Here is a 24,786-nt window from a genome sequence, read left to right as displayed (position 1 = left end):
TCACCCGCGCCCCTTGGGATCATCATGATCACCCCTTATATAGATAACACTAGGCCTAGAGCCCTGCTTTAGGGCAATTATCAAATCACACATGGAATTTTTCAGGAGAGACGACCGATGAATATTCGTCCGTTACATGATCGAGTTATCGTAGAACGCCAACAAGTTGAATCTAAGTCAGCCGGTGGTATCGTTTTAACTGGTTCTGCTGCAGAGAAGTCAACTCGCGGCGTCGTTCTGGCTGTTGGCAAAGGCCGCATCCTTGAAAACGGCTCTGTGCAGCCGCTGGACGTAAAAGTTGGTGACACCGTGATTTTCGCAGAAAGTTATGGCACCAAAACGGAAAAGATCGACGGTAAAGAAGTTCTGATCATGTCTGAGAACGACATCATGGCAATCGTTGAATAATTCATTCTGAATCACAACGAACTAAAAAACAGAATTTAGAAGGAAAATAAAGATGGCTGCTAAAGACGTTAAATTTGGTAATGACGCGCGTGTAAAAATGCTGGAAGGTGTCAACATTCTGGCCGATGCGGTAAAAGTGACCTTAGGTCCTAAAGGCCGTAACGTAGTACTGGACAAATCGTTCGGTGCACCAGTCATCACCAAAGATGGTGTGTCTGTGGCGCGCGAAATCGAGCTGGAAGACAAGTTCCAGAACATGGGCGCTCAAATGGTGAAGCAAGTGGCTTCACAAGCGAACGATGTGGCGGGTGACGGTACAACAACAGCGACCGTGTTGGCACAGTCGATCGTCAACGAAGGCTTAAAAGCCGTTGCGGCGGGCATGAACCCGATGGACCTAAAACGCGGTATCGACAAAGCGGTAGCAGCGGCGGTTATCGAGCTGAAAGCCCTTTCTAAAGATTGCTCTACCAGCACTGAAATCGAGCAAGTGGGCACTATCTCTGCTAACTCAGACTTAAGTGTGGGTAAAATCATCGCCGAAGCGATGGAAAAAGTGGGTCGCGATGGCGTGATCACGGTTGAAGAAGGTCAAGCACTGCAAGACGAACTGGACGTGGTTGAAGGCATGCAGTTTGACCGTGGTTACCTATCTCCTTACTTCATCAACAACCAAGAAGCGGGTAGCGTAGAGCTAGAGAGCCCATTCATCCTATTGGTTGATAAAAAGATTTCTAACATCCGTGAATTGCTGCCTGCTCTAGAAGCGGTTGCTAAAGCATCACGTCCACTGCTGATCATCGCTGAAGACGTGGAAGGTGAAGCGCTGGCGACACTGGTTGTCAACAACATGCGTGGCATCGTGAAAGTCGCTGCGGTTAAAGCGCCTGGCTTCGGCGACCGTCGTAAAGCGATGCTACAAGACATTGCGATCCTCACTGGCGGTACGGTGATTTCTGAAGAAGTTGGCCTTGAGCTGGAAAAAGCGACGCTGGAAGATTTAGGTCAAGCGAAACGCGTGTCTATCACCAAAGAAAACACCACCATCATCGATGGCATGGGTGAAGAAGCGATGATCCAAGGTCGCGTGGTACAGATTCGTCAGCAAATCGAAGAAGCGACTTCAGACTACGACAAAGAGAAACTGCAAGAGCGCGTTGCTAAGCTAGCGGGCGGCGTTGCGGTTATCAAAGTAGGCGCAGCCACTGAAGTGGAAATGAAAGAGAAGAAAGACCGCGTAGAAGACGCACTGCACGCGACTCGCGCTGCGGTTGAAGAAGGCGTGGTTGCTGGCGGTGGTGTTGCACTGATTCGTGTTGCCTCTAAACTGGTTGACCTAAAAGGTGATAACGAAGAGCAAAACGTGGGTATCCGCGTAGCACTACGCGCGATGGAAGCGCCAATTCGCCAAATCACCAAAAACGCGGGTGATGAAGAATCGGTTGTGGCAAACAATGTGAAAGCGGGTGAAGGCTCTTACGGCTACAACGCGGCAACGGGTGAATACGGCGACATGCTGGAAATGGGTATCCTAGATCCAACTAAAGTAACTCGTTCTGCGCTGCAGTTCGCCGCTTCAGTTGCTGGCCTGATGATCACCACTGAAGCGATGGTGACCGATCTACCACAAAAAGATGCGGGCATGCCAGATATGGGTGGCATGGGCGGTATGGGTGGCATGGGCATGATGTAATCATCCCACGGCACTAAGCCTAAATGAGAAAAGCTGAGGAGCGATCCTCAGCTTTTTTATTATCTGAAATCCATCCAAAGTTGATGCAGAGCGCAGAAGATTTTACGCTTTATTGACGATGCAAAGAACGCCCCAGCCTTGATTATTACTTAACTAATTGATTTTTTAACTTTATTCTATCTATTTTCTAGCAATATCATTTTTTACAATACAATGACCTGTCTTTATTGAACATCGTTCATAATCATCGCGTTCTGGGTATGAATAGCTACCCTTTAGTAAATCAGTCGTGATCAGTGGAGACGAAAAATGAAAAAGAGTGTAATCGCAATGGCGGTGGTAGCGCTGAGCTCAACAACAGCGATGGCGGCAACTCCGGTGATGTTTTCTTCGCTTAATAACTTCAATGCGCCAGATGAAAATGCCGTATCCGGTGTTCGTTTGGCGGCGCTCTACGGTAAGGTCGAAGAGTTGAAAGGGGTTGATGTAGCGGTGGTTGGTCTTTCAGAAACCGATCGTACCACAGGGGTAAACTTGGGTTTGTTTGGCGCGTCAAAAGTGAATCAAGAGATGACAGGTGCATCGCTTGGTTTCTTTAACTGGAATACCGGAAAAACTACTGGTGCCAACATTGGCGCGGTGAACATCACTAACGATGTGAAAGGGGCCAACGTGAGTTTTGTCAACTACTCCGAAGGTAATACCATGGTGGATGTGGGCGCGGCGAACTTCTCTGACACCTCAACCGTTCAGGTCGGTGTGTTCAACAAAACGGCGAAGATTGAAGGCGTGCAGATCGGTCTGATTAACTGTGCCGACAACGGTTTCTTCCCTTGCTTCCCGCTGATCAACTTCGCGAAGTAACTACTTCGTTAAATAAGTACTTCGCTCCCGTCGAGCGGTGGCAACGTTGACAACTAGCCTAAAAAACAACCCCGGACATGATCCGGGGTTTCTTATGACTTGCTGCGCGCAAATTATTTAATCAGGCGGGAAGAGCTTCTGCGCTGTTGAATTTTTTGATGTACTCCTCGGCGCAGTGCCTGAATGCGGTTTTCGGCTTTATCGACACCGAGTAGCACTGCCAAGGCGAGTAACGTGATCAGCACTGACTGGTGCATCAAGCCTAGCCCGATCATCATTCCCATAGAAGCCAGCACCCAAATCACGGCGGCGGATGTGACGCCGTGGATCTTGCCATCTTGCGTCATCATCACCCCAGCGCCCAAAAAGCCAACGCCAGTAATGATCTGCCCAAGCACGCGCGCTTGATCTAAGGTGTTGGGAGAGAGGTACACCGCCATCGACATAAAAAAGTAGGTACCAGAAATGATCAGAATCGACGTACGGATACCGACGGGCTTACCGCGTGTTTGACGCTCCGCGCCAATAAGAACGCCATTGAGCGCGCAGCACAGTAAGGCCGGCCAGCTAAATGGTTCTATATTCAGAAAAGTGTCTAAAGTCTCTTGCATGCTACCCCCGCAATTTTCGCGGAGTATGCGTATTGGGCGCGATGAGATCGAACAAAAGTTTTTGCTGGTAACGACAATTACTCTAAATGCAAATCGAGCGGTGTTTTACTTGGCCGGCCGCCAATTTCACGCGTCAATTTCGGCACTAAGTAACCGGAAACACGCGTAATGACTCCGTGAATAATGCGCTTCGCTTGTTGGTCGTCAACAAAGAAATGAGCCGCTCCTTGCACCTTGTCCAAAACATGCAAGTAGTAGGGCAAAATACCAGCATCAAACAGCGATTCGCTCAACGCGACTTGCTCATCCACCGTGTCGTTGACTCCCTTGAGCAGCACACTTTGGTTAAGTAGTGTCACGCCAACCTGTTTGAGCTTGGCAAGTTGCGTGGTGAGTTCATGATTGATTTCGTTGGCGTGATTAATGTGAGTCACCAAAATCACTTGCAGGCGTGTACTGGCCAGTGTTTGGCACAGTTCCTCTGTCACTCGCGCTGGAATGACGACGGGCAAGCGGCTATGAACTCTCAGCCGCTTAATGTGAGGAATCGCGGCAATATGTTCAACCAGCCATTGGATCTCATCGTCTTTCGCCATCAGTGGATCGCCACCGGAGAGAATGACTTCATTGAGTTCTTGGTGCTCGGCGATGTACTGCAAACTACGCTGCCAAGCGAATTTGTTGCCTTTGTTTTCCTGGTATGGAAAGTGACGACGAAAACAGTATCGGCAGTTGATCGCACAGCCACCTTTGACAATCATCAGCGCGCGATTGCGGTATTTGTGCAGCAGGCCGGGGATCTCGTTGCCTTGCTCCTCAAGCGGATCATGAGAAAAGCCTTCGTGAACCTCAAACTCGTCACTGAGTGGTAAAACTTGTCTAAGCAAAGGGTCGTGTGGGTTACCTTTTTCCATTCTGGCGACAAAGCTGCGGGGAACGCGCTGTGCAAACAGCTTGCGCGCCGCAAACCCTGCTTGCCACGGCGTGGGATCGATCTCTAACATCTGCAACAAGCTTGTCGGATCTGAGATCCCATTCGCTAGCTGTTTGAGCCAGTTTTGCTCAACAGTTTCGACTTTTCGGGTTATTATATGCGGCATTGAATTTAGCTCTAAGAACGTAAGAGGAAAAAATGGCTACAGTTAGCACCAATGAATTTAAAGGCGGTCTGAAACTTATGATTGACAGCGAGCCTTGCGTAATTCTAGAAAACGAATACGTGAAGCCGGGTAAAGGTCAGGCATTCAACCGTGTTAAAATTCGTAAACTTCTTTCTGGTAAAGTGCTAGAAAAAACATTTAAGTCTGGCGACACCTGTGAGGTCGCAGACGTTATGGATATCGACCTAGATTATCTCTATTCAGACGGCGAATTCTACCACTTTATGAACAATCAAACCTTCGAACAGATTGCTGCTGATGCGAAAGCGGTTGGTGAGAGTGTGAAGTGGTTGGTAGAAAACAACAGCTGTATGCTGACTCTGTGGAATGGTAACCCAATCGCGGTGACACCACCAAACTTCGTTGAATTGGAAGTGACTGAAACCGATCCTGGCCTGAAAGGCGATACTCAAGGCACAGGCGGCAAGCCAGCAACGCTATCAACCGGTGCGGTTGTTCGCGTTCCGCTCTTCATCCAAATCGGCGAAGTGATCAAAGTGGACACTCGCAGTGGTGAATACGTTGGCCGTGTAAAATAATTTTTCACCTTAGATTAAGGTCGCTTCGGCGGCCTTTTTTCTGTCAGCTATACCCGCCGCACAGAAAAAAAGCTGGCGCGAAATCGCCAGCTTTTTGTTTGCTTAGATTGGTGTGCTTGGAAAAGCCTTACAGCATGAAAAGAAACACCACCGCGAGGGCTGAAATGAGGCCAGCAAAGGCGTAGCAGCCAATTTTGCCCACCACACCAGCGTGGATTTTCAAGTCATGCATGCCGTGGTGAACACGGTGCATCGCATGCCACATCGGCAGTGCTAAGGTGCCGATGATAAACAGGGCACCGATAATGCTGGTGGCGAAACTGACTACGCGTTCGTAACTTAACGCTTGCGCATCGATAATGCCAAGCGGGGCAAGAATACCCAGAACGAGCACTGTTACGGGGGTGATCATGGCAAACCAAGTACCGCCAGCACCAAACAGGCTCCACCAAATTGGCTCATCAGAACGTTTCGGTGCGGTATTTACGGAATAATTGGGTTTCATAGTCAAAGCTCCTTACACCACAACGAGAACGATCAGCGAAATCAAGGCCACGGCGGCCCATTGTGCCAACACGATGATTTTCTTATCCACTAATTTGCCACCGAGACGGATCGGCATCACTTGCGGCATCATGCTAAAGAAGGTTTGCGCGTGCAGTAAGCTACCCGCCAAAGCCACGATATTGATGGCGATCACCAGCGGATTGGCCATGAACGCCAGCCAAGTTTGCCATGCCTCTGGTCCCTTCACTAAAGCACCCAAACCAAAAGTAAGGAAGAGAGTGAAAAGGATCAGCGGAAGCACGGTTGCTTCACGCAGCATGTAAAAACGGTAGAAAGGATGACTCTTCCACCAAGTGCGTTTGATTTCGCGAACATAAGGTTTACGGTTACTCATCCTAAGCCTCCACTTTCTTTGGTGTGCCGTCAGGTTTTAGCATGGCGATAACAAAGTCCATCGACGACTCGACTTTGCCTTGGTTAACCGCTGCCGCTGGGTCAACGTGTTTTGGACACACTTCTGAGCAGTAGCCGACAAACGTACAGCCCCACGCGCCGTTTTCACCGTTGATCAGCTTCATACGTTCAGCTTTACCGTTGTCACGGCTGTCCAAGTTGTAGCGGTGAGCCAGCGTCAAGGCCGCAGGGCCGATAAACTCAGGATTGAGGCCGAACTGCGGACAGGCCGCGTAGCACAAACCACAGTTGATGCAGCCAGCGAACTGTTTGTATCTCGCCATCTGTTCTGGAGTTTGCAAGTTGGTGCCATCTTCAGGTTTACGATCATTACCGATGATGTAAGGTTTGATTGCTTCAAGACGTTCAATAAACGGCGTCATATCGACAATCAAGTCTTTCTCGATTGGGAAGTTGGCGAGTGGCTCGATCTTCACCCCATCTGGGTAGTCACGCAAAAAGCTCTTACATGCCAGTTTTGGCACGCCGTTGGCCATGATGCCGCATGAGCCACAAATCGCCATTCGGCATGACCAGCGGTAGGAAAGGTGTTTATCCAAGTGGTCTTTGACATAACCGAGTGCATCAAGCACCGACATAGTGTCATCAAATGGCACTTCAAAGGCTTGGAAGTACGGTTCTGCGTCGGTTGCTGGGTCGTAACGCAGAATGTCTACTTTTTGAATGCGATTGGCTGACATTATGCTTGCTCCTCTGCATTTTTCTCGGCGGCTTTGGCGGCTTCTTCAGCGGCGGCTTTCTCTGCCGCTTCGCCATACAGACGCGCTTTCGGCTGAGATTTAGTGATCTTCACATCGCTGTAGCTGATGCTTGGCGCATTGTCAGCTTGGTAGAAGGCCAGTGAGTGTTTCAGGAAGTTCACGTCGTCACGCTCGGTACAACCATCGTCAAGGCGTTGGTGAGCACCGCGAGATTCTTTACGTAAAATCGCAGAGTGAACCATCGCTTCCGCCACTTCTAGGCCGTAACCGACTTCGATGGCGTAGAGAAGATCGGTGTTGAACACCTTGCCTTTGTCTTTGATGCTGATGCGTTTGTAACGTGCTTTTAGCTCAGTGATTTTGTCGATGGTGGCCTGCATCAAATCTTCTTGACGGTAGATACCACAGCCCGCTTCCATGGTGTGACCCATTTCCGTGCGGATGTCTGCCCAGTTTTCATCGCCTTCTTGGTTCATCAGTGCCGCAATGCGTGCTTCAACCGCTTTGACTTGCTCGGCAATTGACGCTTCGTTCCAGCCTTTGAATTCTCCTGCACGTTTCACTGCGTTTTCCCCAGCGACGCGGCCAAACACCACGAACTCGGCCAGCGAGTTAGAGCCCAGACGGTTGGCACCGTGTAGACCAACAGAGGCACATTCACCGACGGCGAACAGACCTTTGATTCGGGTTTCACACTCTTTATCGGTCTCGATACCGCCCATGGTGTAGTGCACGGTTGGACGAATGGGGATCGGCTCTTTGGCGGGGTCGACGTTGACGTACGCTTTGGCGAGTTCACAAATAAACGGTAGACGCTCTTGCAGGTACTCTTCACCTAAGTGGCGCAGGTCAAGGTGTACCACATCACCAAGAGGGTGTTTGATGGTGTTGCCTTTTTGCTGTTCGTGCCAGAACGCTTGTGACACTTTATCGCGTGGGCCAAGCTCCATGTATTTGTTCTTCGGCTGACCAACTGGTGTTTCCGGGCCCATGCCGTAGTCTTGCAGGTAACGATAGCCGTTTTTATTGACGATAATACCGCCTTCACCTCGGCAGCCTTCGGTCATCAGAATGCCCGTGCCAGGTAGGCCAGTTGGGTGGTATTGCACAAATTCCATGTCACGCAGCGGCACACCGTGGCGATAAGCCATCGCCATGCCGTCACCGGTTACAATACCGCCGTTGGTGTTACAGTGGTAAACGCGACCCGCACCACCCGTCGCCAGTACTACGGATTTGGCTTTGATGGTGACCAGTTCGCCTTCCGACATATGGATAGCAATCAGCCCTTGCACTTCACCCTCATCAACCAGCAGATCGACCACAAAATATTCGTCAAAGCGCTTGATGTTGGAGTACTTCATGGAAGTTTGGAAGAGGGTGTGCAGCATGTGGAAACCCGTTTTGTCAGCCGCAAACCAAGTCCGTTCAACCTTCATGCCGCCGAAGCGACGCACGTTGACTTCCCCGTTTTCTTTCCGGCTCCAAGGACAACCCCATTGCTCCATCTGGATCATTTCTCGGGTTGCATTGGCAACAAAGTATTCAACAACATCCTGTTCACAAAGCCAGTCACCACCGCCAACGGTATCGTTGAAGTGGTTGTCCAGGCTATCCTCATCCTTGATAACTGCTGCTGAGCCACCTTCTGCGGCGACCGTATGGGAGCGCATTGGGTAGACCTTAGAAATCAGTGCGACTTCCAGATCTGGGTTTGCTTCAGCCGCTGCAATAGCAGTACGAAGACCAGCGCCGCCAGCGCCGATGACCGCGATATCTGTGATAATGGTTTGCACAGTTATCCTCCAGTGTGTGAGTGCGGGGTAATCCGCTTGTTATTGTGAGCTTGAGAAACTGGGCGGGCCATATTCCCCAAAAGTAGTACGGTTAGTGTAGAAGAGCCGCGCAGGAGAAAAATTGATGTATTTAGGTTTTTGCAGCGGAAATGCAAATATGAGCATAGAATTTACACGTTATGTGATACTTATCACGGCCAAGGGATTTTGTGGCTCAAGCCTTTGCGGAACAAGGTGTTAACCGAATGTTGCCGACAATTTTCCTGCTCAATACAGGGGGAAGAACTAGCACGATTTATGTGTTGTACTACGTAAATTTTGCGCTTGTTACCTTACTCGCCAGCGCTTGCAAAGGGGCAAAAAGCTGGTAACTTCCATGCCCTAGCTATCCATATGAGTAACCCAAGATGTCGACTGATTGGCAACCTACTGCTTCTATCCCGCAATTGCGCCAGCGCGCCGCGCTGATCGCGCGCATTCGTCAATTTTTTGCCCAGCGTAATGTGCTGGAAGTGGATACGCCCGCCATGAGTCATGCGACCGTCACGGATGTGCATTTGCACACCTTTCAAACTCAGTTTGTCGGGCCCGGCTATGCGCAAGGGAGCCCACTGTTTCTCATGACTAGCCCTGAGTTTCATATGAAACGCCTGCTGGCAGCGGGCAGTGGCTGCATTTATCAACTCGGCAAGGCGTTTCGCAATGAAGAGAATGGTCGTTATCACAATCCAGAATTCACCATGCTCGAATGGTATCGTGTCGGCTTTGACCACCACGCGCTGATGGATGAAATGGACGAGCTGTTGCAATTGGTATTGAGCACAGCCCCTGCCGAGCGTATGACCTACCAAGAAGCGTTTCTGCGCGTATTAGGGGTTTGCCCGTTGCAGGCGAGCATGACTGAGCTCAAACTCAGCGCCTCTGAGTTAGGTTTGAGTGATATCGCCGAGGCAGAAGAAGATCGCGATACTTTGCTACAGTTGCTGTTTAGCATCGGGGTCGAAGGAAAAATTGGCCAGCAAGTGCCTGCATTTGTCTACGATTTTCCCGCTTCACAAGCGGCGCTGGCTAAGATCAACCCAAGCGATCCGCGCGTGGCGGATCGTTTTGAGGTCTATTTCAAAGGGATCGAACTGGCGAACGGTTTCCATGAACTCGACAACGCACAAGAGCAGTTACGCCGATTTGAGCAAGATAACCGCAAACGTGTTGAGATGGGCTTGGCGGAACAACCGATTGATTATCATTTGATCGCGGCGTTGCAATCTGGCCTGCCAGAGTGTGCCGGCGTGGCGCTCGGGGTTGATCGTTTGATCATGCTGGCGCTGGGGTGCGATCACATCGATCAAGTGACCGCTTTTCCTTTTCCGATTGCTTGAGCGTGCCAGATGCTAAAAAAATGCGCGTTACTTTTGCTGTATGCTGCGGTTATCGCCGTATTGTCATTGCGTCCATCCAGCAGCTGGCAACAATGGGGTAGCTTGGCTCATCTCGATAAATTGCAGCATATGGCGGCGTATTGCTGCTTCTCGCTTTTGGCTGCTTATCTGATTCGCTCTTGGCGACGCCGCTGCCTCGCGGCGGCAGGCATTCTGCTCTTCAGTGCTGGGATAGAGGTGGTTCAAGGCTTGGTTGGTCGTGAGTCTTCCTGGTTGGATCTGTTGGCCAATCTGTGCGGAATTATACTAGGCTTACTAACGTATAAGCTCTACCTCGTTTGTCGATATCGTACGGTGAAATCGATATACTCAAGCGGCTAGGACGTTGATCTCTTTCCGCGCCGCACGTGTCAGTTCGGTATGAAAGGTGGATGCGCCAACGCCGACTTATCTTTCTAGGAAAGGGATTACAACATAATAATGAAAACACGTGAGAAGATCGTTTACGGAGCCTTGGAACTCTTTAACCGCCATGGGGAAAGGAGTATCACCACCAATCACATTGCTGAGCATGTTGAAATCAGCCCAGGCAACCTTTATTACCACTTTCGCAATAAACAAGAAATTGTGCGCGAAATTTTCACCCTCTACGCGCAGGAGCTACTTGAGCGATTCGCGCCAGTGCAAGGGCAGCAAGAGAGCCTGACCCTGTTGAAGCACTACTTGGACTCCATTTTCACCTTGATGTGGAAATACCGTTTCTTTTACGCCAATTTGCCAGAAATTCTCTCCCGCGATGAGCAGCTGCACGAGCAGTACATTCAAGTGCAGGAGAAGCTCCAAGCTAACTTGGTGGCGATCATGCAAGAGTTTGTTGAACTTGAGCTGCTCAGTTTAGAGAAAACGGAGTTGACCTCATTGGTGAGAACGCTGCATCTGATTGCCAGCAGTTGGCTGGCTTATCAGTCCGCGATGTCGCTGAAAGTGGCGATCACAGAACAAGTTGTCCGCCAAGGGATGTTGCAGATGTTGGCCGTGGTCAAACCCGTTGCCACCGAACAAGGCATGGAACAGTTGCTGCTGTTTGAAGATGGGATTCGCGCTCTGCACGTTTAGTTTTCACCAGTTCTGTACAAAACGTAGTGCTGATATGACCATAGGCTATGACTCATGGCTTTATGGTCTTTGACTTTTATATTGCCGAAGTAACAATACGCCAGAGAATCAATTGGATAGGGATGTTATTGACGGATGAACTACGATATTTTTAACGGCGATGCTGATGGCATTATTGCTTTGCTGCAATGGCGCTTCGCCCATCCCACAACGTCGACGCTGATTACCGGGGTTAAACGCGATATCCAGTTGCTCGAACAAGTGACGGCGAAAGTGGGTGACACGCTGACGGTGCTCGATCTCTCGATGGAGAAAAACCGTGTTGGTCTCGAACGTGCTCTGGCGAATGGCGCTGAGGTTTTTTACGCCGATCATCATCAGTCTGGTCCGATCCCTCAGCACGCTTCGTTATACGCGCACATCGATCTTGATGCGGATACTTGTACCGCGCTGATTATTGACCGTCTGCTCGCTGGGCGCTTTCATCATTGGGCCATCACTGCGGCGTATGGCGACAATTTGATTGTTAAAGCCAATGCCTTGGCAGAACAGGCGGGGCTTAGTCCGACCCAGCAAGCGCAGCTGCGAGAACTCGGCACCTTAATCAACTACAACGGCTACGGTGAGCAGATTGACGACCTGCATTTTCATCCCGCCCACCTTTACCAACATCTCAGCCGCTACGCTTCACCGTTTGATGTGTTGGCGGATATGAACTCCGCCTTTTATCAGTTGCAAAGCGCGTATCAGCAAGACATGGCCGCGGCACAAGCGATTGAGCCGCTCTATTGTTGCGGTCGAGTGTCGGTGACCTTATTGCCAGACTGTGCGTGGTCGCGTCGCATCAGCGGTGTGTATGGCAACTGGCTCGCCAATCAAGAGCCCAGCCGCGCGCATGCTGTGCTCACGCACAATCAGGGTGACTCGTACACCGTATCGCTGCGCGCACCACTCAACAATAAACAAGGGGCGGGGGAGATTTGTGCTCAGTTCTCCACCGGCGGAGGACGAGCGGCGGCGGCAGGGATTAATGCCTTGGATAAAAATCAGGTTGAGCGTTTAATCGAACTGTTGCAAGCGTATTACGACCAATAAAACGGATAGGCGGCTAAGGTGCGACAGCGATTAGCGCACCATCCAGTGTCTCGGGTTTTGTGCCTCACTGTTGCGGCGGATCTCGAAATAGAGCGAAGGACGATTTTGCCCGCCCGTGTCTCCGGCCAGTGCGATCACTTCGCCAGCGGTCACTTTGTCTCCCTCTTTTTTCAGCAGGGCTTGGTTGTAGCCGTACAGCGTCATGTCACCTTTGCCGTGATCAAGCAGCACCACCAAACCGTAGCCGCGCAAGTACTCTGCAAATACCACCGTTCCCGGGTAGACGGCTTTGACCTGCTGCCCATAGGTGGCCGAAAGTACCACACCTTTCCAGTTGATCTGCCCGGTTTGGCGGGTGCCGAAACTATGCAGCACACTCCCTTTAAGCGGCCAAGGCAGCTTGCCTTTTTGCCGCTCAAGGCCGTCCATAGGAATGGCGTTGCGTTTGGCCGCTTTGGCCATTTCCGCTTTCAGGCGTGTTTCGTTTCGTTGCAGCTCTGCCAGATAGTTTTTGTCATCCGCAATGCTTTGCCGGATGCTACCGAGCGTTTTCTTGCGCTGTGACTGGGTTTTCGCCAGTTGATCGCGTTTCGCCGATTGCTGTTTGAGTAGAGCTTCGATTTGCCCTTGTTCTAGCAATTTTTGCTGTTTACTGTGCTCTAACTCAGCGCTGGTGGTTTCCAACTGCGAGATAGTTTCGCTGCGTGCTTTGGCAAGGTATTGAAAATATTGACTGATGCGATCTTGCTCCACTCCTTGGTTAAGGAGTGAAACGGACGACTTGGCGCGTTGCGTCACGTAGTAGGTTTGCAGCAGCTCCGCTAAACGTTCGGTTTGGCGCTTTTTTTGCGTCTCCAACTCATCGATACGTTCTTCCAATTTCCCAATGTTAGCGCGCGAGGTGGCGAGCGCCTGACGCGACTGGGCGATCTCTTTCTCCAGTTGGTTAATGCCCAGCTCTTGCTCTTTCAGTGACTTTTGTAAATCGTCCAACTGTTTTTCTTGGGTTGAAAGCGATTTCTGCTGGCGTGAGATTTCGCCTTTGACGCCTTGCAATTCGGAATCGGAGGCCGCCAGAGAAGCTGTACTAGGAAAAAGTAGAAGAACGCCGAGGGAAATCAGCAAGGAGCTTGAAAGAGTTGATTTCTGTTTTACCACGTACGTTCTTTCCTGAGTTGGAAGGTTAAAAAGCCGCGCCAATCGCCCTATCGACGTGCATCATATGCCGTCACCATCGATGAAGTTTTGCGTTTTGCCGTTAAAACCTTGGTCCATATCGAATGACGGTTTGTCGGTTCTGGGGCGCCCAACGATACGTGCAGGCACACCAGCCACCGTTGTATGTGGCGGAACGGGTTGTAACACCACGGAACAAGAGCCGATTTTCGCTCCTTCGCCGACTTCGATATTGCCAAGAATTTTGGCTCCAGCGCCAATCATCACGCCTTCGCGAATTTTCGGGTGACGATCACCGCACTCTTTGCCTGTACCGCCAAGCGTCACGTCTTGCAAAATAGAAACGTCGTCTTCGACCACCGCCGTTTCACCAATGACGATCCCCGTTGCGTGGTCAAGCATGATGCCTTTACCAATGCGCGCCGCAGGATGGATGTCGACCTGGCAGGCGACTGAAATTTGGTTTTGCAAGTAAGTGGCAAGGGCGAAGCGGCCCTGCTTCCAAAGCCAGTTGGCCACGCGGTAGCCTTGCAGCGCGTGATAACCTTTGAGATACAGCAGCGGAATGGAATACATCGAGACGGCCGGGTCACGGTTGACTGTCGCGCAGATGTCACACGCCGCAGAATCGGTAATGTTGGGATCGGCGGCAAAAGCCTCTTCCACCACTTCACGCACGGCCATCGCTGGCATGGACGCGGTGTTGAGTTTGTTGGCCAGAATATAACTCAGGGCCGCACCCAGACTGTCGTGTTTAATGATGGTCGCGTGGTAAAAGCTGGCCAGCATCGGCTCTTGCTCGGACAATTGACGCGCTTCTCTGACAATCCCCTGCCAGACGTTTTTTTTCTCACAGTGTTTCATTGGGCCTTCTTTGCACAAACCACTTGCGCTTTTCCTGATTATTTTCCTTCGGATTTCTTGTCGCGCGCCAATAAGTCTTGAGCGGCCAGACGCGCATCCTTTCCTTGATACAATACTTGATAGATCTGGTCAACAATCGGCATCTCTACGCCCATGCGTTGTGCCAGCATCCACACTTCCTTGGTGTTGCGATAGCCTTCGACCACTTGGCCGATCTCTTGTTGTGCGGTATCGACATCTTTGCCTTGGCCCAAGGCCAAGCCAAAGCGGCGGTTACGCGATTGGTTGTCGGTGCAGGTCAAGACCAGATCGCCCAATCCGGCCATGCCCATAAAGGTTTCTGGTTGAGCGCCAAGTGCGGCGCCGAGGCGACACATCTCCGCCAAGCCACGAGTGATCAAGGCCGTACGCGCATTAGCACCAAACCCGATACCATCGGACATACCCGCTCCGATGGCAATGACGTTTTTGACCGCGCCGCCAAGTTGCATGCCAGTAAAATCACGGTTAGCGTAAACGCGGAAGGTTTTACTGCAATGGATCTTTTCTTGCAGGTCGGCAACAAATTGTGCGTCAGGTGACGCCACAGAAATGGCGGTCGGCATGCCTGCGGCAAGCTCTTTAGCAAAGGTTGGCCCAGACAGTACCGCCAAAGAGTAGTTCTCTCCCAGCGCATCAAACGCCACATCTTTCAGCAGTCGCCCCGTTTCAGGCTCTAAGCCTTTGGTTGCCCAGCAAATGCGTGAATCGGCACGCAGATAAGGCTGGAGGCTGTTGAGCACTTGACCAAACACGTGGCTTGGCACCACGACCAAAAGATCGCGGCTCGCTTGCACCGCTTTTTGCAGATCCGATTCCACGATCAGGCTCGGTGGAAATTCGATACCCGGAAGAAAAACGCGGTTTTCGCGATCCGCTTCCAGAGTCGCCATGTGCTCAGGATCGTGTCCCCAAAGGATCACATTTGCTCCGTTACGGGAAAGTGAGATCGCCAAAGAGGTTCCGTAGGAGCCTGCGCCAATCACCGTCATGGAAATCGCTTTGTTGTACGCGTTAGTCACCTGAGATTGTGTCATGCTGTAGCCTGATGGTTGGTTGGAGAAAGATGGAGCGAGTATAACGTGAAACGTTACCGCTCTGGACAAATTACTTTACCCTCAAAGAGCGTTGTCACGCCTTTGTTTGTGGTGTTGCCACATACCATTGTGGGTGAAACAAAAAATGCACATAACATCGGTGTGAGATGCGCTGTGCATTTTAGTCAATCTGATCGGGAAAAGTCACAAAAAGAGGGACTTATTCCTCAGTGGCACCTTGTTGGGCCGCTTGCTGTTGCAGGTAGTTCATAAACAGAGCATCGAAGTTAACGGGTGCTAGGTTTAGTTGTGGGAACGTCCCTTTAACCACCAAGCTTGAGATGGTCTCGCGCGCGTATGGGAAGAGAATGTTCGGGCAGAATGCGCCTAGGCAATGAGCTAACTGACCAGCTTCCATTTTCTCTGCAGTGAAAATACCACCTTGTTGCACTTCACATAGGAATGCCGTTTCTTCAGCGTTTTTCACTGTCACAGTCAGACGTAAAACCACTTCATAAACGCCTTCGCCTAGCTCACGGCTTTGCGTGTCGAGATCCAGTTTCACGTCTGGGTTCCAATCTTTTTGGAACATCATTGGTGAGTTAGGTGCTTCAAAAGAAACGTCTTTTAGGAAGATACGTTGAATTGCAAACTGTTGTTGGTTGTCTTGCGGTGCTGCTTCAGCCATTTTTAAATCCTTCAATAATCGTAAATTCAGGCGTGTCAGTATATGCCTTGAATGTGTCTGCCTTGAGACTAACCGAGCCACACAATGATGACTAGAAGAAGCCTTAATTCCGTGCCAAACGTCACATCTTTCTTGGCTGACTGCGCTGATTTTAGTCAGTCAGCCAAGATTGGATGGTGATTAACGTTTGCTGCGTACCAGGGGCAGGTTCGCTTCACTCCAGGCAATCAAACCATTTCTGAGCAGGTTTACATTCTCAAAACCGGCTTTAGCCAGTAGGTTTGCACTTTCTTGGGCGGTTTGACCCGTCTTGCATACAACGATGATTGGGTCTGATTTGTGGTTTTCAAGACCAGCGAAATTACCCGCCTTGATTTCTGATGGCAAAATGTGAACTGCGTCGGTGATATGACCTTTTTTGAACTCGTCTTTGGTGCGGATATCGACCACCACGCCATTTTGTCGGTTGATCAGTGTGGTCATATCATTCACACCGATCACTTTGTAAGCCGCAGTGGCTGATTTTACAAAGCTCATGATCAGAGCGATAAAGATGCCAACCCACGCCAGCGACATAATCATGTTCTGCTGAAAAAACTCGATGTACTCTTGCATGTTCCTAGTTCTCGAAGCATAAATCTAACAATAAAAGTGGCAAGGAGTATAACGAGGTTCCGCTTGACTGGCGAGTCAGTTAATACTTTCTCACCAATAATTGGGATCTCTTCTAGGGGAATGGTTGCAAAAATACACCCGCTAAAGCTATTAGATCGATTGGTAATATCCACTTTTAAAATCGTGTTGGGTGGTGAATGATAGTGGTATTGACGCCTGACAAATCGGCAAAAGCGGGCTTTTTGGGGTAAGTTGCAAACATATCGCCATTGACAATGTAATATTGCAACAGGAAATCACCAACATAATTTGATCTTATCCTACAGTTCCGCTTCAAAAGTGTAGTAAAATTACGCTAGTTTTGTTTCAAGGCATGCTAGGGCTTGGAGCCCTGTGCCGAAAGTTACTAAAATTTGACGAGGTCATCACTATGTCTGCTAAGAAGCCTTTGGCTCTGGTTATTCTTGACGGTTACGGTTACCGTGAAGAAACTGCAAACAACGCAATTGCAAACGCAAAAACACCGGTTATGGACGCGCTGATTGCGAACAATCCGAACACTCTTATCTCTGCTTCTGGTATGGACGTGGGCTTGCCTGACGGTCAAATGGGTAACTCAGAAGTGGGCCACACGAATATCGGCGCTGGCCGCGTGGTTTACCAAGATCTGACTCGCATCACCAAATCTATTCTCGACGGTGAATTCCAACAGACGCCAGCGCTGGTTGAAGCGGTTGACGCTGCGGTGAGCGCGGGTAAAGCGGTTCACATCATGGGTCTGATGTCTCCTGGTGGCGTTCACTCACACGAAGATCACATCTACGCGGCAGTGGAAATGGCGGCTGAGCGTGGCGCTGAGAAAATCTACCTTCACTGCTTCCTAGATGGACGTGACACCCCCCCTCGCAGTGCCGAAGGCTCTCTAAAACGTTTCCAAGATCTGTTTGCCAAATTGGGCAAAGGCCGAGTGGCGTCTCTGGTAGGGCGTTACTACGCGATGGACCGTGACAACAACTGGGATCGTGTACAAGTGGCGTACGATTTGCTAACGCAAGCGAAAGCCGAGTTTACGGTTGATTCAGCGGTTGCGGGCCTTGAAGCAGCGTACGCGCGTGGCGAAAACGATGAGTTTGTTAAAGCAACGGAAATCAAAGCAGAAGGTCAAGAAACGGCGGCGATGCAAGATGGCGACGCGGTGATCTTCATGAACTACCGTGCTGACCGTGCGCGTCAAATCACGCGTACTTTCGTCACGGATTTTGCTAGCTTTGAACGCGATGTATTCCCTGCGGTTAATTTCGTGATGTTGACGCAATACGCGGCAGACATTCCGCTAGCGGCGGCGTTTCCACCTGCCTCGTTGGAAAACACTTACGGCGAGTGGCTGTCAAAACTGGGTCAAACTCAGCTACGTATCTCTGAAACAGAGAAATACGCACACGTGACGTTCTTCTTCAATGGTGGCGTAGAAAACGAATTTGCTGGTGAAGAGCGTCAACTCGTGGCTTCGCCGAAAGTGGCGACCTACGATCTGCAGCCAGAAATGAGCTCACCAGAACTGACTGAAAAATTGGTTGCCGCCATCAAGTCTGGCAAATACGACACCATCATCTGTAACTATCCAAACGCAGACATGGTTGGCCATACTGGCGTCTACGAAGCGGCTGAAAAAGCGATTGAAGCACTGGATGAAAGTGTGGGTAAAGTGGTTGCCGCAATCAAAGAAGTGGGCGGTCAACTGCTGATTACCGCAGACCACGGTAACGCTGAAATGATGGTGGACCCAGAAACGGGCGGTATTCACACTGCGCACACTAGCCTGCCTGTACCACTTATCTACGTGGGTGACAAAGCGGTGGAGTTCAAGGACGGCGGTAAACTGTCTGATCTTGCGCCGACTATGCTCTCTCTAGCGGGTCTGGAAATTCCAGCAGAAATGTCGGGCCAAGTGCTAGTGAAGTAACCCTAAGCAACGTGTTAAAAAGCCTGGAACGAATCCAGGCTTTTTTGTATCTGTGCATTGTGATGAGTGATTATTGTCGGTGAGGCTCTGCCCAACAGAGGGTCACTGAACCAAAATTCCTGTGCCAGTCACGGCGATGATCGCACCAAGCCAAGCATAACGGTTTGGACGCTGTTTGGTGTAGATCCACAAGATTGGTAGCAGCATGATTGGCGTGGTTGAAGAGAGCAGGGCAACCATACCCACATTGCCTTCTCGCAAGGCATACAGGATCAGCGTCATACCGACCGCCATGGCGAGAAAGCCATTGATTGCCGTAATGTAGAACATTTGCCAAGTCATAGTTTGCGTTGGCCGCGCGATTTTCGCGCCACTAAAACGCAGCGCACTGTGAGCGATGAAGGCACTGATCATTCGAATTGCGGAGGCGGCGACGGGGTCGATGGCCGTTTGCATCACGGGCTTGGCGATAATTCCGCCGAGTGCCTGGCACAAAGCCGCCGTTAAACCCAAGCCCACACCAATCCAAACACTGCCTTTGATCGTTTCTAAACTGTGTTGACGGCTGCCGCGTCGGCCAAAAAATATCGCCAGCACCACACCAGAAAAGACGAAGCTGGAACCGATAAACTCCATCGTGGAGAGGGTTTCGCTAAACAGAAAGTAGCCCAAGATGGTAGAGAACACTGCGTGACAAGAAAAAAGTAGCCCGGCCTGACGCGGCCCCATGCGATTGAGGCAAGCAAACAGCGCCGTGTCACCGATAAAAATCCCAATCAGCCCTGAGAGAATCATGGGCACTAGGTGTTCTTGCCCGACACTCGCCCAGCCACCTGTGAACCAAGCCATGCTGGAGAGGATCACGGCTGTGCAACCCATTCGCCAGCGGCTGTAGGCAAACGAGCCTAAGTGCTGTGCAGGCGTGACAGAAAGTAAACTGGCGACAGCCCAAAGCAGAGCCGCCGCCAGCGCAAGCCATTCAAATCCCATAGAAAGGTGATCCCGTAAGCGAAAAGATCACCAATATGCCTTAACTTCACCCAGGAGCAAAGAGGCGTGCAGAAGAATTTGTTACCCCAAAATCAGCACCGCAGCATAAACGATGGCTAAACCAATCACACCGACTAACAGCCCCACTTTGGCCATGTCTTTGCTTTCGATCAGACCCGTCGAGTAGGCGAGAGAGTTGGGCGGCGTTGACACTGGCAAAATCATCCCGAGTGACGCTGAAAAAGCCACCACGACCAGTAACCCTTGCAAACCACCCACCGAGGAGAGGCTACTCATTGACGTGCCAATCGCCGCCGCTATCGGCATGAGTAAGTTGGCGGTGGCGGTATTGGACATAAAATTGGCCATTAACCAACAGACCAACGACAGCGCGACGACAATTGCAAAGGGTGAAAGGGATTGATAGTCGATGGCATGCGCCAGCGCTTTTGCCAGTCCGGTTTTATCTAGACCGATGCCAATAGCAATTCCCCCGGCGACCAGCCAGAGTACATCCCAGTTGATCTGCTTGAGCTCTTCTTTGCCCATAATGCCTGTTAAGGTGAAGACGGCGAGAGGAATGATCGCCACTACATAGGTGTTCATGCCGTGCACTTGCGTGGTCATCCACAGCAATATGGTTAGCGCAAAGGTGATGTAAACCACTATCGCGCGCCAGCTGCGCTTAAATTTGCCATCCAACTTAAGCGTCATGGTCGCTTCGTTGGACGGAAAAAGTTTTTGCAGCAAAAACCAAGCAATGGTCAGTTGCACCAACACAAAAGGCAGGCCCATCGACATCCAACTGAGAAAATCGATGCTGTTGGCGCCAGTCAGATACTGTAAGGCGATAGCGTTGGGCGGCGTGCCGATGGGGGTTGCAATACCGCCGGTGTTCGCCGCAATCGGAATACAGAGCACGAGCGCTTTGATACCTAAGTCCCCTTTGGGCGCAGAGGCGACAATCGGCCCAAGTAGCGCCAACATCATCACAGTGGTGGCGGTGTTGGACATAAACATAGAAAAAACCGCGGTGATCAGCATCAGGCCCAGCATAATAAATTTGGGCTGGTGGCCAAAGGGTTTGAGCAATACGCGTGCAAGGTTGTTGTCCAGTTCGTATTTAGACGCGGCGATAGCGAGAGCAAAGCCCCCCATAAACAAGATGATGATCGGCGACGAGAAGGCAGAAAAAATATCGGTATAGGCGATGAGATTACCTAGCTCATGCCCTTCGGGCGGGCGACGAAAAAAGTGCAAGCCTTTATTGGATATCATGATCAGTTCAAGCGCGATGATCAAAATAGAAGTCGCAAACACGGGGACGGGTTCGAGGACCCAAAGCAGCGCTGCGAGCAGGAAAATCGCCAGCAAACGATGTTGGATCAGCGTGAGATTGTCGATTGGGATTGCATCAATCGGCATCCACAAGACGCCAATCGGTATGGCAAAACAGATCAGCAGTTTCCATACCACGTCAGAAGTCAGTTTTGGCATGCATCGCACCTTAGCAATTTACGGTGGCATCAGGTTAAACGATTGTGAATTTTGCGTCTTAGAGGCGGGTTGAAGTTTCTAAACTTGCGCTGTTTTTCCACCAATGGTTTGTTTTTTGTCAAAAAAACAAAAAAAGCCCTTGCTGGGTGCAAGGGCTGATTCGTCAGTCACTGTTTAGCGGTTACTGCTTGTGCGCATAAGGTGTGCCGAGGCGTGTCTGAGCCCCGTTATGCATCGAGTCATCGAAGCGAATCGCGTCTTTGGCAAACAGGTTGATAACGGTTGAACCCAGTTTAAAGCGGCCCATCTCGTCACCTTTTTTCAGGATCACCGCGTTGTGTCCCTGAGCTGGGTAATCCCATTTGTGGACTGTGTTGCCACGTGGCGGGGTAATCGTCCCTGCCCAGATTTGCTCGATACTGCCGACAATCGTAGCGCCGACCAACACTTGAGCCATCGGACCGAAAGCCGTATCGAAAATACACACTACACGCTCGTTGCGCGCGAACAGGTTCGGAACGTTTTCAGCCGTTAGCGGATTTACCGAGAAGAGATCGCCAGGAACGTAAATCATCTGACGCAAGGTGCCATCACAAGGCATATGCACGCGGTGATAATCACGTGGTGAAAGATACAAGGTGGCGAAAGTGCCGTCTTTGAACTCTTCTGCCAGCGCCGCATCGCCGCCAAGCAGCTCTTGCGCCGAAAAATCATGGCCTTTGGCTTGGATTAGACGACCATCGGTGATCGGGCCAAACTGGCTAACACAAGCGTCAGCCGGATGAGTGATGATGTCATCACCTTGAGTGATGGGGCGCGCGCCATCTTTTAATTCACGGACAAAGAATTCGTTGAAGGTTTTGTAGTGAGCAGGATCGGCGTGTTTCGCTTCTGCCATATTCACATTGTATTGCTTGATGAACCAGCGAATGATCGCTGTGGTTAGACCGCCAGCTTTGGCTGATGCCAGTTTACCCACTAAGCGAGTTAGGCCATGTTGTGGAATCCAGTACTGCAGTCCAACTTTAATCTTATCCATTGTAAATACCGATAATGTTTGTGTGATTCTTGTTTCGGGCGCGTGATGTTACTGAAATTTATTTCGCTTGTCAGCAAGTGGTGACGAAATCTTACACAACTACAGATCCGCTTTTTTGTTGCGCGAATACTGTCGATTGGCTTTATTTTCCGCCATGCTTTCAATGATTCGATGGTAGTTTTCGTAACGAATGGGGCTGATCTCGCCTTTCTCCACCGCCTCACGCAGAATGCAGCCTGGGTCATCGCCATGTTTGCAATCTCGGAACTTACAAGCACCAAGATAGGGGCGAAATTCGATATAAGCGTTGGTCACTTCATCGGCTTCGAGGTGCCACAAACCAAACTCACGCACACCGGGTGAGTCAATCAGGTCGCCGCCGGAAGGAATGTGATACAAACGAGCAGCAGTGGTGGTATGTTGGCCCAAGCCAGACATTTCGGACACTTCACCCTCTTCCACATCCAGCTCTGGGATTAACGCATTAACCAAGCTGGATTTACCCACTCCCGATTGACCGACGAAAATGTTGATGCGTTCTCCAAGCTGCGCTTCGAGTTCGGCAATGCCTTCGCCCGATCGCTTACTCACGTATAGGACTTTGTAGCCAATCTTTTCGTATTCGGTTAACCAAGTTTTGTATTGCTTGAGATCCTCATCTTGCAGCAGATCAATCTTGTTCAGCACCAAAATTGGGGCGATATGCAGCGTTTCTGCCGCTATGAGATAGCGATCGATAATATTGAGCGAAAGCTCCGGTAAGACGGAAGAAACGATGATCATCTGATCGATGTTGGCCGCAACTGGCTTAAGGCCGTCGTAATAGTCCGGGCGAGTTAAAATCGAACTCCTTGGCTCTACAGCTTCCACCACCCCAGAAATGCCCGCCATCGATTCGAGCCCTTTTCGCCAAATCACTTTGTCTCCCGACACCAGTGATTCAATACCACGACGCAGATTGCAGCGCTCGATATCACCGCTTTCCAGATCTTCAATATCAGCGTGTTGACCAAAACGAGTGATCACCAATCCACGCTTACTGTCGCCGAGCATGGTCTCATCCCACTGCACAGTATCAGACGGTTTATTCAAACGTTTTTGTTGATTGTCACGTACCCGACGTACTTGACCTTTGGTTAGCTTTTTCTTTTTTGCCACGATAAGTTACTTAATTGATTGAGCGATAACGCGACAAGTATGACGGTTTTGTCGCTTTTGTCGAAGTATCTTGTTGCCACTATTTTGAGGTATAGTACCCGTTTTATCAGCAAACAAATAGGCAACTCCTCTATGTCTTTTAGCGATCAAAACTTAATTTGGATCGATCTTGAGATGACAGGTTTAGATCCTGATACGCATAAAATCATCGAAATCGCCTCTATTGTCACCGATAGTGAGCTGAATATTTTAGCGGAAGGACCAGTATTGGCGATTCATCAATCGGATGAAGAGTTAGCAAAGATGGATGAGTGGTGCACCAATACACATACAGCTAGCGGTCTTGTTGATCGAGTGCGTGCCAGCATGGTATCGGAGCAGGAAGCAGTTGAACAAACGCTGCGTTTTCTTGAGCAGTGGGTTCCACAAGGCGTGTCGCCAATTTGTGGCAACAGTATTGGTCAGGACAGACGTTTTCTTTACCGCCATATGCCTAAACTCGAAGAGTATTTCCACTATCGTTACATCGACGTCAGCACGCTAAAAGAGTTGGCGAAGCGTTGGAACCCTGAAATCCTTACCGGTTTTTCAAAGCGTGGTACCCACCTTGCTCTTGATGATATCCGCGAGTCGATTGCCGAATTGAAGTACTATCGCCAGACCATTTTTAACATCTGATAGGGCGATTCTTTCTTCGTTGGGCGGCGAATTTTTGCTTTGTTTGGGTGTTTTTTCAGCGAGTAAAAAAAAATTAAGTTTTTTTTCACTAAAGGACTTGCATCACTTAGAAATGCTCTTATAATTCGCAGCCCTGAACAGCGGAAAACGTTGTGAATGCGACACTAGCTCAGTTGGTAGAGCGCAACCTTGCCAAGGTTGAGGTCACGAGTTCGAACCTCGTGTGTCGCTCCAGAATTTATAGTTGTCATCGTACTTAACGGTGAAATGCGACACTAGCTCAGTTGGTAGAGCGCAACCTTGCCAAGGTTGAGGTCACGCCTTTTTGTTTTTAAAGAAGGGAACCTCGTGTGTCGCTCCAAATTGAAGTTGTCATCGTACTTAACGATGAAATGCGACACTAGCTCAGTTGGTAGAGCGCAACCTTGCCAAGGTTGAGGTCACGAGTTCGAACCTCGTGTGTCACTCCAAATTGAATTTGTCATCGTACTTAACGGTGAAATGCGACACTAACTCAGTTGATGAGCAAACCTTGCCAAGGTTGAGGTCACGCCTTTTTGTTTTAAAGAAGTGAACCTCGTGTGTCGCTCCATTTTCTCTTAAGTAAAATGGTATAGTACTTATCGTGCTTAACGGTAATATCGGACGCGGGATGGAGCAGCTTGGTAGCTCGTCGGGCTCATAACCCGAAGGTCGTTG

At 50.2% G+C, this 24,786-nt stretch carries 25 protein-coding genes and 3 tRNA genes; 13 read left to right on the top strand and 15 right to left on the bottom strand.

What is annotated here, in order from left to right; translation table 11 throughout:
• Nucleotides 1-117: 117 nt before the first annotated feature.
• The 3 genes from UF06_RS04065 (at nt 118) to UF06_RS04055 (ending at nt 2,965) form a co-directional block, all read left to right on the top strand.
• Nucleotides 118-408 (top strand): co-chaperone GroES, encoded by a 291-nt coding sequence (locus UF06_RS04065; protein WP_039431291.1) that lies wholly within the window; start codon nt 118-120, stop codon nt 406-408.
• Between the two features lie 52 nt (nt 409-460).
• Nucleotides 461-2,101, top strand: a complete 1,641-nt coding sequence (groL, locus tag UF06_RS04060) for a chaperonin GroEL (RefSeq protein ID WP_045569299.1) — start codon at nt 461-463, stop codon at nt 2,099-2,101.
• A 309-nt stretch (nt 2,102-2,410) separates the two neighbouring features.
• Nucleotides 2,411-2,965, top strand: coding sequence for a hypothetical protein (locus UF06_RS04055; protein ID WP_045569298.1), 555 nt, complete (start codon nt 2,411-2,413; stop codon nt 2,963-2,965).
• 113 nt (nt 2,966-3,078) lie between these two features.
• Here UF06_RS04055 and UF06_RS04050 read toward each other — a convergent pair whose 3' ends face one another.
• Nucleotides 3,079-3,576 (bottom strand): MgtC/SapB family protein, encoded by a 498-nt coding sequence (locus UF06_RS04050; RefSeq protein ID WP_039431282.1) that lies wholly within the window; start codon nt 3,574-3,576, stop codon nt 3,079-3,081.
• Nucleotides 3,577-3,653: 77 nt separating this feature from the next.
• A complete protein-coding gene (gene epmB / locus UF06_RS04045) occupies nt 3,654-4,676 on the bottom strand; it encodes an EF-P beta-lysylation protein EpmB (RefSeq protein WP_045569297.1) in 1,023 nt (340 codons plus the stop codon).
• A gap of 32 nt (nt 4,677-4,708) precedes the next feature.
• Here epmB and efp point away from each other — a divergent pair, with 32 nt between their 5' ends.
• Nucleotides 4,709-5,275, top strand: coding sequence for an elongation factor P (gene efp / locus UF06_RS04040; RefSeq protein WP_039431277.1), 567 nt, complete (start codon nt 4,709-4,711; stop codon nt 5,273-5,275).
• 127 nt (nt 5,276-5,402) lie between these two features.
• Here efp and frdD read toward each other — a convergent pair whose 3' ends face one another.
• From frdD to frdA, 4 genes are read right to left on the bottom strand one after another with little or no spacing between them, the layout of a single operon-like run.
• Nucleotides 5,403-5,780 (bottom strand): fumarate reductase subunit FrdD, encoded by a 378-nt coding sequence (frdD, locus tag UF06_RS04035; protein WP_045569296.1) that lies wholly within the window; start codon nt 5,778-5,780, stop codon nt 5,403-5,405.
• A 12-nt stretch (nt 5,781-5,792) separates the two neighbouring features.
• Nucleotides 5,793-6,176 carry a fumarate reductase subunit FrdC gene (gene frdC, locus UF06_RS04030; RefSeq protein ID WP_045569295.1) on the bottom strand — a complete coding sequence of 128 codons (384 nt, stop codon included), beginning with the start codon at nt 6,174-6,176 and terminating at the stop codon, nt 5,793-5,795.
• A gap of 1 nt (nt 6,177) precedes the next feature.
• On the bottom strand, nt 6,178-6,936 hold the full coding sequence (locus tag UF06_RS04025; protein WP_045569294.1) for a succinate dehydrogenase/fumarate reductase iron-sulfur subunit: 759 nt from the start codon (nt 6,934-6,936) through the stop codon (nt 6,178-6,180).
• Complete coding sequence (gene frdA / locus UF06_RS04020) at nt 6,936-8,753, bottom strand: fumarate reductase (quinol) flavoprotein subunit (protein ID WP_045569293.1); 1,818 nt, start codon at nt 8,751-8,753, stop codon at nt 6,936-6,938. The genes UF06_RS04025 and frdA overlap by 1 nt, the downstream gene beginning before the upstream one ends.
• A 407-nt stretch (nt 8,754-9,160) precedes the next feature.
• Here frdA and epmA point away from each other — a divergent pair, with 407 nt between their 5' ends.
• The 4 genes from epmA to UF06_RS04000 all read left to right on the top strand — a co-directional run bounded on the left by epmA (nt 9,161) and on the right by UF06_RS04000 (nt 12,343).
• The gene (gene epmA / locus UF06_RS04015) at nt 9,161-10,132 is read left to right on the top strand and encodes an elongation factor P--(R)-beta-lysine ligase (protein ID WP_045569292.1); all 972 of its coding nucleotides are present in this window, start codon (nt 9,161-9,163) and stop codon (nt 10,130-10,132) included.
• Nucleotides 10,133-10,141: 9 nt separating this feature from the next.
• Complete coding sequence (locus UF06_RS04010) at nt 10,142-10,513, top strand: VanZ family protein (RefSeq protein WP_045569291.1); 372 nt, start codon at nt 10,142-10,144, stop codon at nt 10,511-10,513.
• 99 nt (nt 10,514-10,612) lie between these two features.
• Entirely contained in the window at nt 10,613-11,248 is a 636-nt protein-coding gene (locus UF06_RS04005) for a TetR/AcrR family transcriptional regulator (protein WP_045569290.1), read from the top strand.
• Between the two features lie 135 nt (nt 11,249-11,383).
• Nucleotides 11,384-12,343, top strand: a complete 960-nt coding sequence (locus tag UF06_RS04000; protein ID WP_045569289.1) for an acetyltransferase — start codon at nt 11,384-11,386, stop codon at nt 12,341-12,343.
• A gap of 30 nt (nt 12,344-12,373) precedes the next feature.
• On the opposite strand, the gene UF06_RS03995 is transcribed toward UF06_RS04000, so the two are convergent.
• The 5 genes from UF06_RS03995 to UF06_RS03975 form a co-directional block, all read right to left on the bottom strand.
• The gene (locus tag UF06_RS03995; RefSeq protein ID WP_045569288.1) at nt 12,374-13,501 is read right to left on the bottom strand and encodes a peptidoglycan DD-metalloendopeptidase family protein; all 1,128 of its coding nucleotides are present in this window, start codon (nt 13,499-13,501) and stop codon (nt 12,374-12,376) included.
• Between the two features lie 60 nt (nt 13,502-13,561).
• Nucleotides 13,562-14,383, bottom strand: coding sequence for a serine O-acetyltransferase (gene cysE, locus UF06_RS03990; protein ID WP_039431251.1), 822 nt, complete (start codon nt 14,381-14,383; stop codon nt 13,562-13,564).
• Nucleotides 14,384-14,421: 38 nt separating this feature from the next.
• Nucleotides 14,422-15,459, bottom strand: coding sequence for an NAD(P)H-dependent glycerol-3-phosphate dehydrogenase (gene gpsA / locus UF06_RS03985; protein ID WP_045569287.1), 1,038 nt, complete (start codon nt 15,457-15,459; stop codon nt 14,422-14,424).
• 220 nt (nt 15,460-15,679) lie between these two features.
• Complete coding sequence (secB, locus tag UF06_RS03980; RefSeq protein ID WP_039431246.1) at nt 15,680-16,147, bottom strand: protein-export chaperone SecB; 468 nt, start codon at nt 16,145-16,147, stop codon at nt 15,680-15,682.
• Nucleotides 16,148-16,327: 180 nt separating this feature from the next.
• Nucleotides 16,328-16,762, bottom strand: a complete 435-nt coding sequence (locus UF06_RS03975; protein ID WP_039431244.1) for a rhodanese-like domain-containing protein — start codon at nt 16,760-16,762, stop codon at nt 16,328-16,330.
• Between the two features lie 430 nt (nt 16,763-17,192).
• Here UF06_RS03975 and gpmM point away from each other — a divergent pair, with 430 nt between their 5' ends.
• Entirely contained in the window at nt 17,193-18,725 is a 1,533-nt protein-coding gene (gpmM, locus tag UF06_RS03970) for a 2,3-bisphosphoglycerate-independent phosphoglycerate mutase (RefSeq protein ID WP_045569286.1), read from the top strand.
• A gap of 102 nt (nt 18,726-18,827) precedes the next feature.
• Here gpmM and UF06_RS03965 read toward each other — a convergent pair whose 3' ends face one another.
• From UF06_RS03965 to rsgA, 4 genes are all read right to left on the bottom strand, one after another.
• Nucleotides 18,828-19,715 (bottom strand): DMT family transporter, encoded by an 888-nt coding sequence (locus UF06_RS03965; protein WP_045569285.1) that lies wholly within the window; start codon nt 19,713-19,715, stop codon nt 18,828-18,830.
• A gap of 81 nt (nt 19,716-19,796) precedes the next feature.
• Nucleotides 19,797-21,212 carry an SLC13 family permease gene (locus UF06_RS03960; RefSeq protein WP_045569284.1) on the bottom strand — a complete coding sequence of 472 codons (1,416 nt, stop codon included), beginning with the start codon at nt 21,210-21,212 and terminating at the stop codon, nt 19,797-19,799.
• Nucleotides 21,213-21,393: 181 nt separating this feature from the next.
• Nucleotides 21,394-22,251: an archaetidylserine decarboxylase gene (asd, locus tag UF06_RS03955; RefSeq protein WP_045569283.1), complete on the bottom strand. Its 858-nt coding sequence runs from the start codon at nt 22,249-22,251 to the stop codon at nt 21,394-21,396.
• 99 nt (nt 22,252-22,350) lie between these two features.
• Nucleotides 22,351-23,409 carry a small ribosomal subunit biogenesis GTPase RsgA gene (rsgA, locus tag UF06_RS03950; RefSeq protein ID WP_045569282.1) on the bottom strand — a complete coding sequence of 353 codons (1,059 nt, stop codon included), beginning with the start codon at nt 23,407-23,409 and terminating at the stop codon, nt 22,351-22,353.
• Nucleotides 23,410-23,541: 132 nt separating this feature from the next.
• On the opposite strand from rsgA, the gene orn reads away from it, so the two are divergent.
• The 4 genes from orn to UF06_RS03935 all read left to right on the top strand — a co-directional run bounded on the left by orn (nt 23,542) and on the right by UF06_RS03935 (nt 24,557).
• Nucleotides 23,542-24,087, top strand: coding sequence for an oligoribonuclease (gene orn / locus UF06_RS03945; RefSeq protein ID WP_045569281.1), 546 nt, complete (start codon nt 23,542-23,544; stop codon nt 24,085-24,087).
• Nucleotides 24,088-24,245: 158 nt separating this feature from the next.
• Nucleotides 24,246-24,321, top strand: a tRNA-Gly gene (locus UF06_RS03940).
• A gap of 35 nt (nt 24,322-24,356) precedes the next feature.
• Nucleotides 24,357-24,448, top strand: a tRNA-Gly gene (locus tag UF06_RS26745).
• 33 nt (nt 24,449-24,481) lie between these two features.
• Nucleotides 24,482-24,557 (top strand) — tRNA-Gly (locus UF06_RS03935).
• The last annotated feature ends 229 nt before the right edge of the window (nt 24,558-24,786 follow it).

It is taken from the genome of Vibrio sp. S234-5, assembly GCF_000960595.1.
Taxonomy (GTDB): Bacteria; Pseudomonadota; Gammaproteobacteria; order Enterobacterales; family Vibrionaceae; genus Vibrio.
The sequence above is the reverse complement of the archived record's forward strand: the minus strand, read 5'-3'. Positions and strand labels throughout refer to the sequence as shown.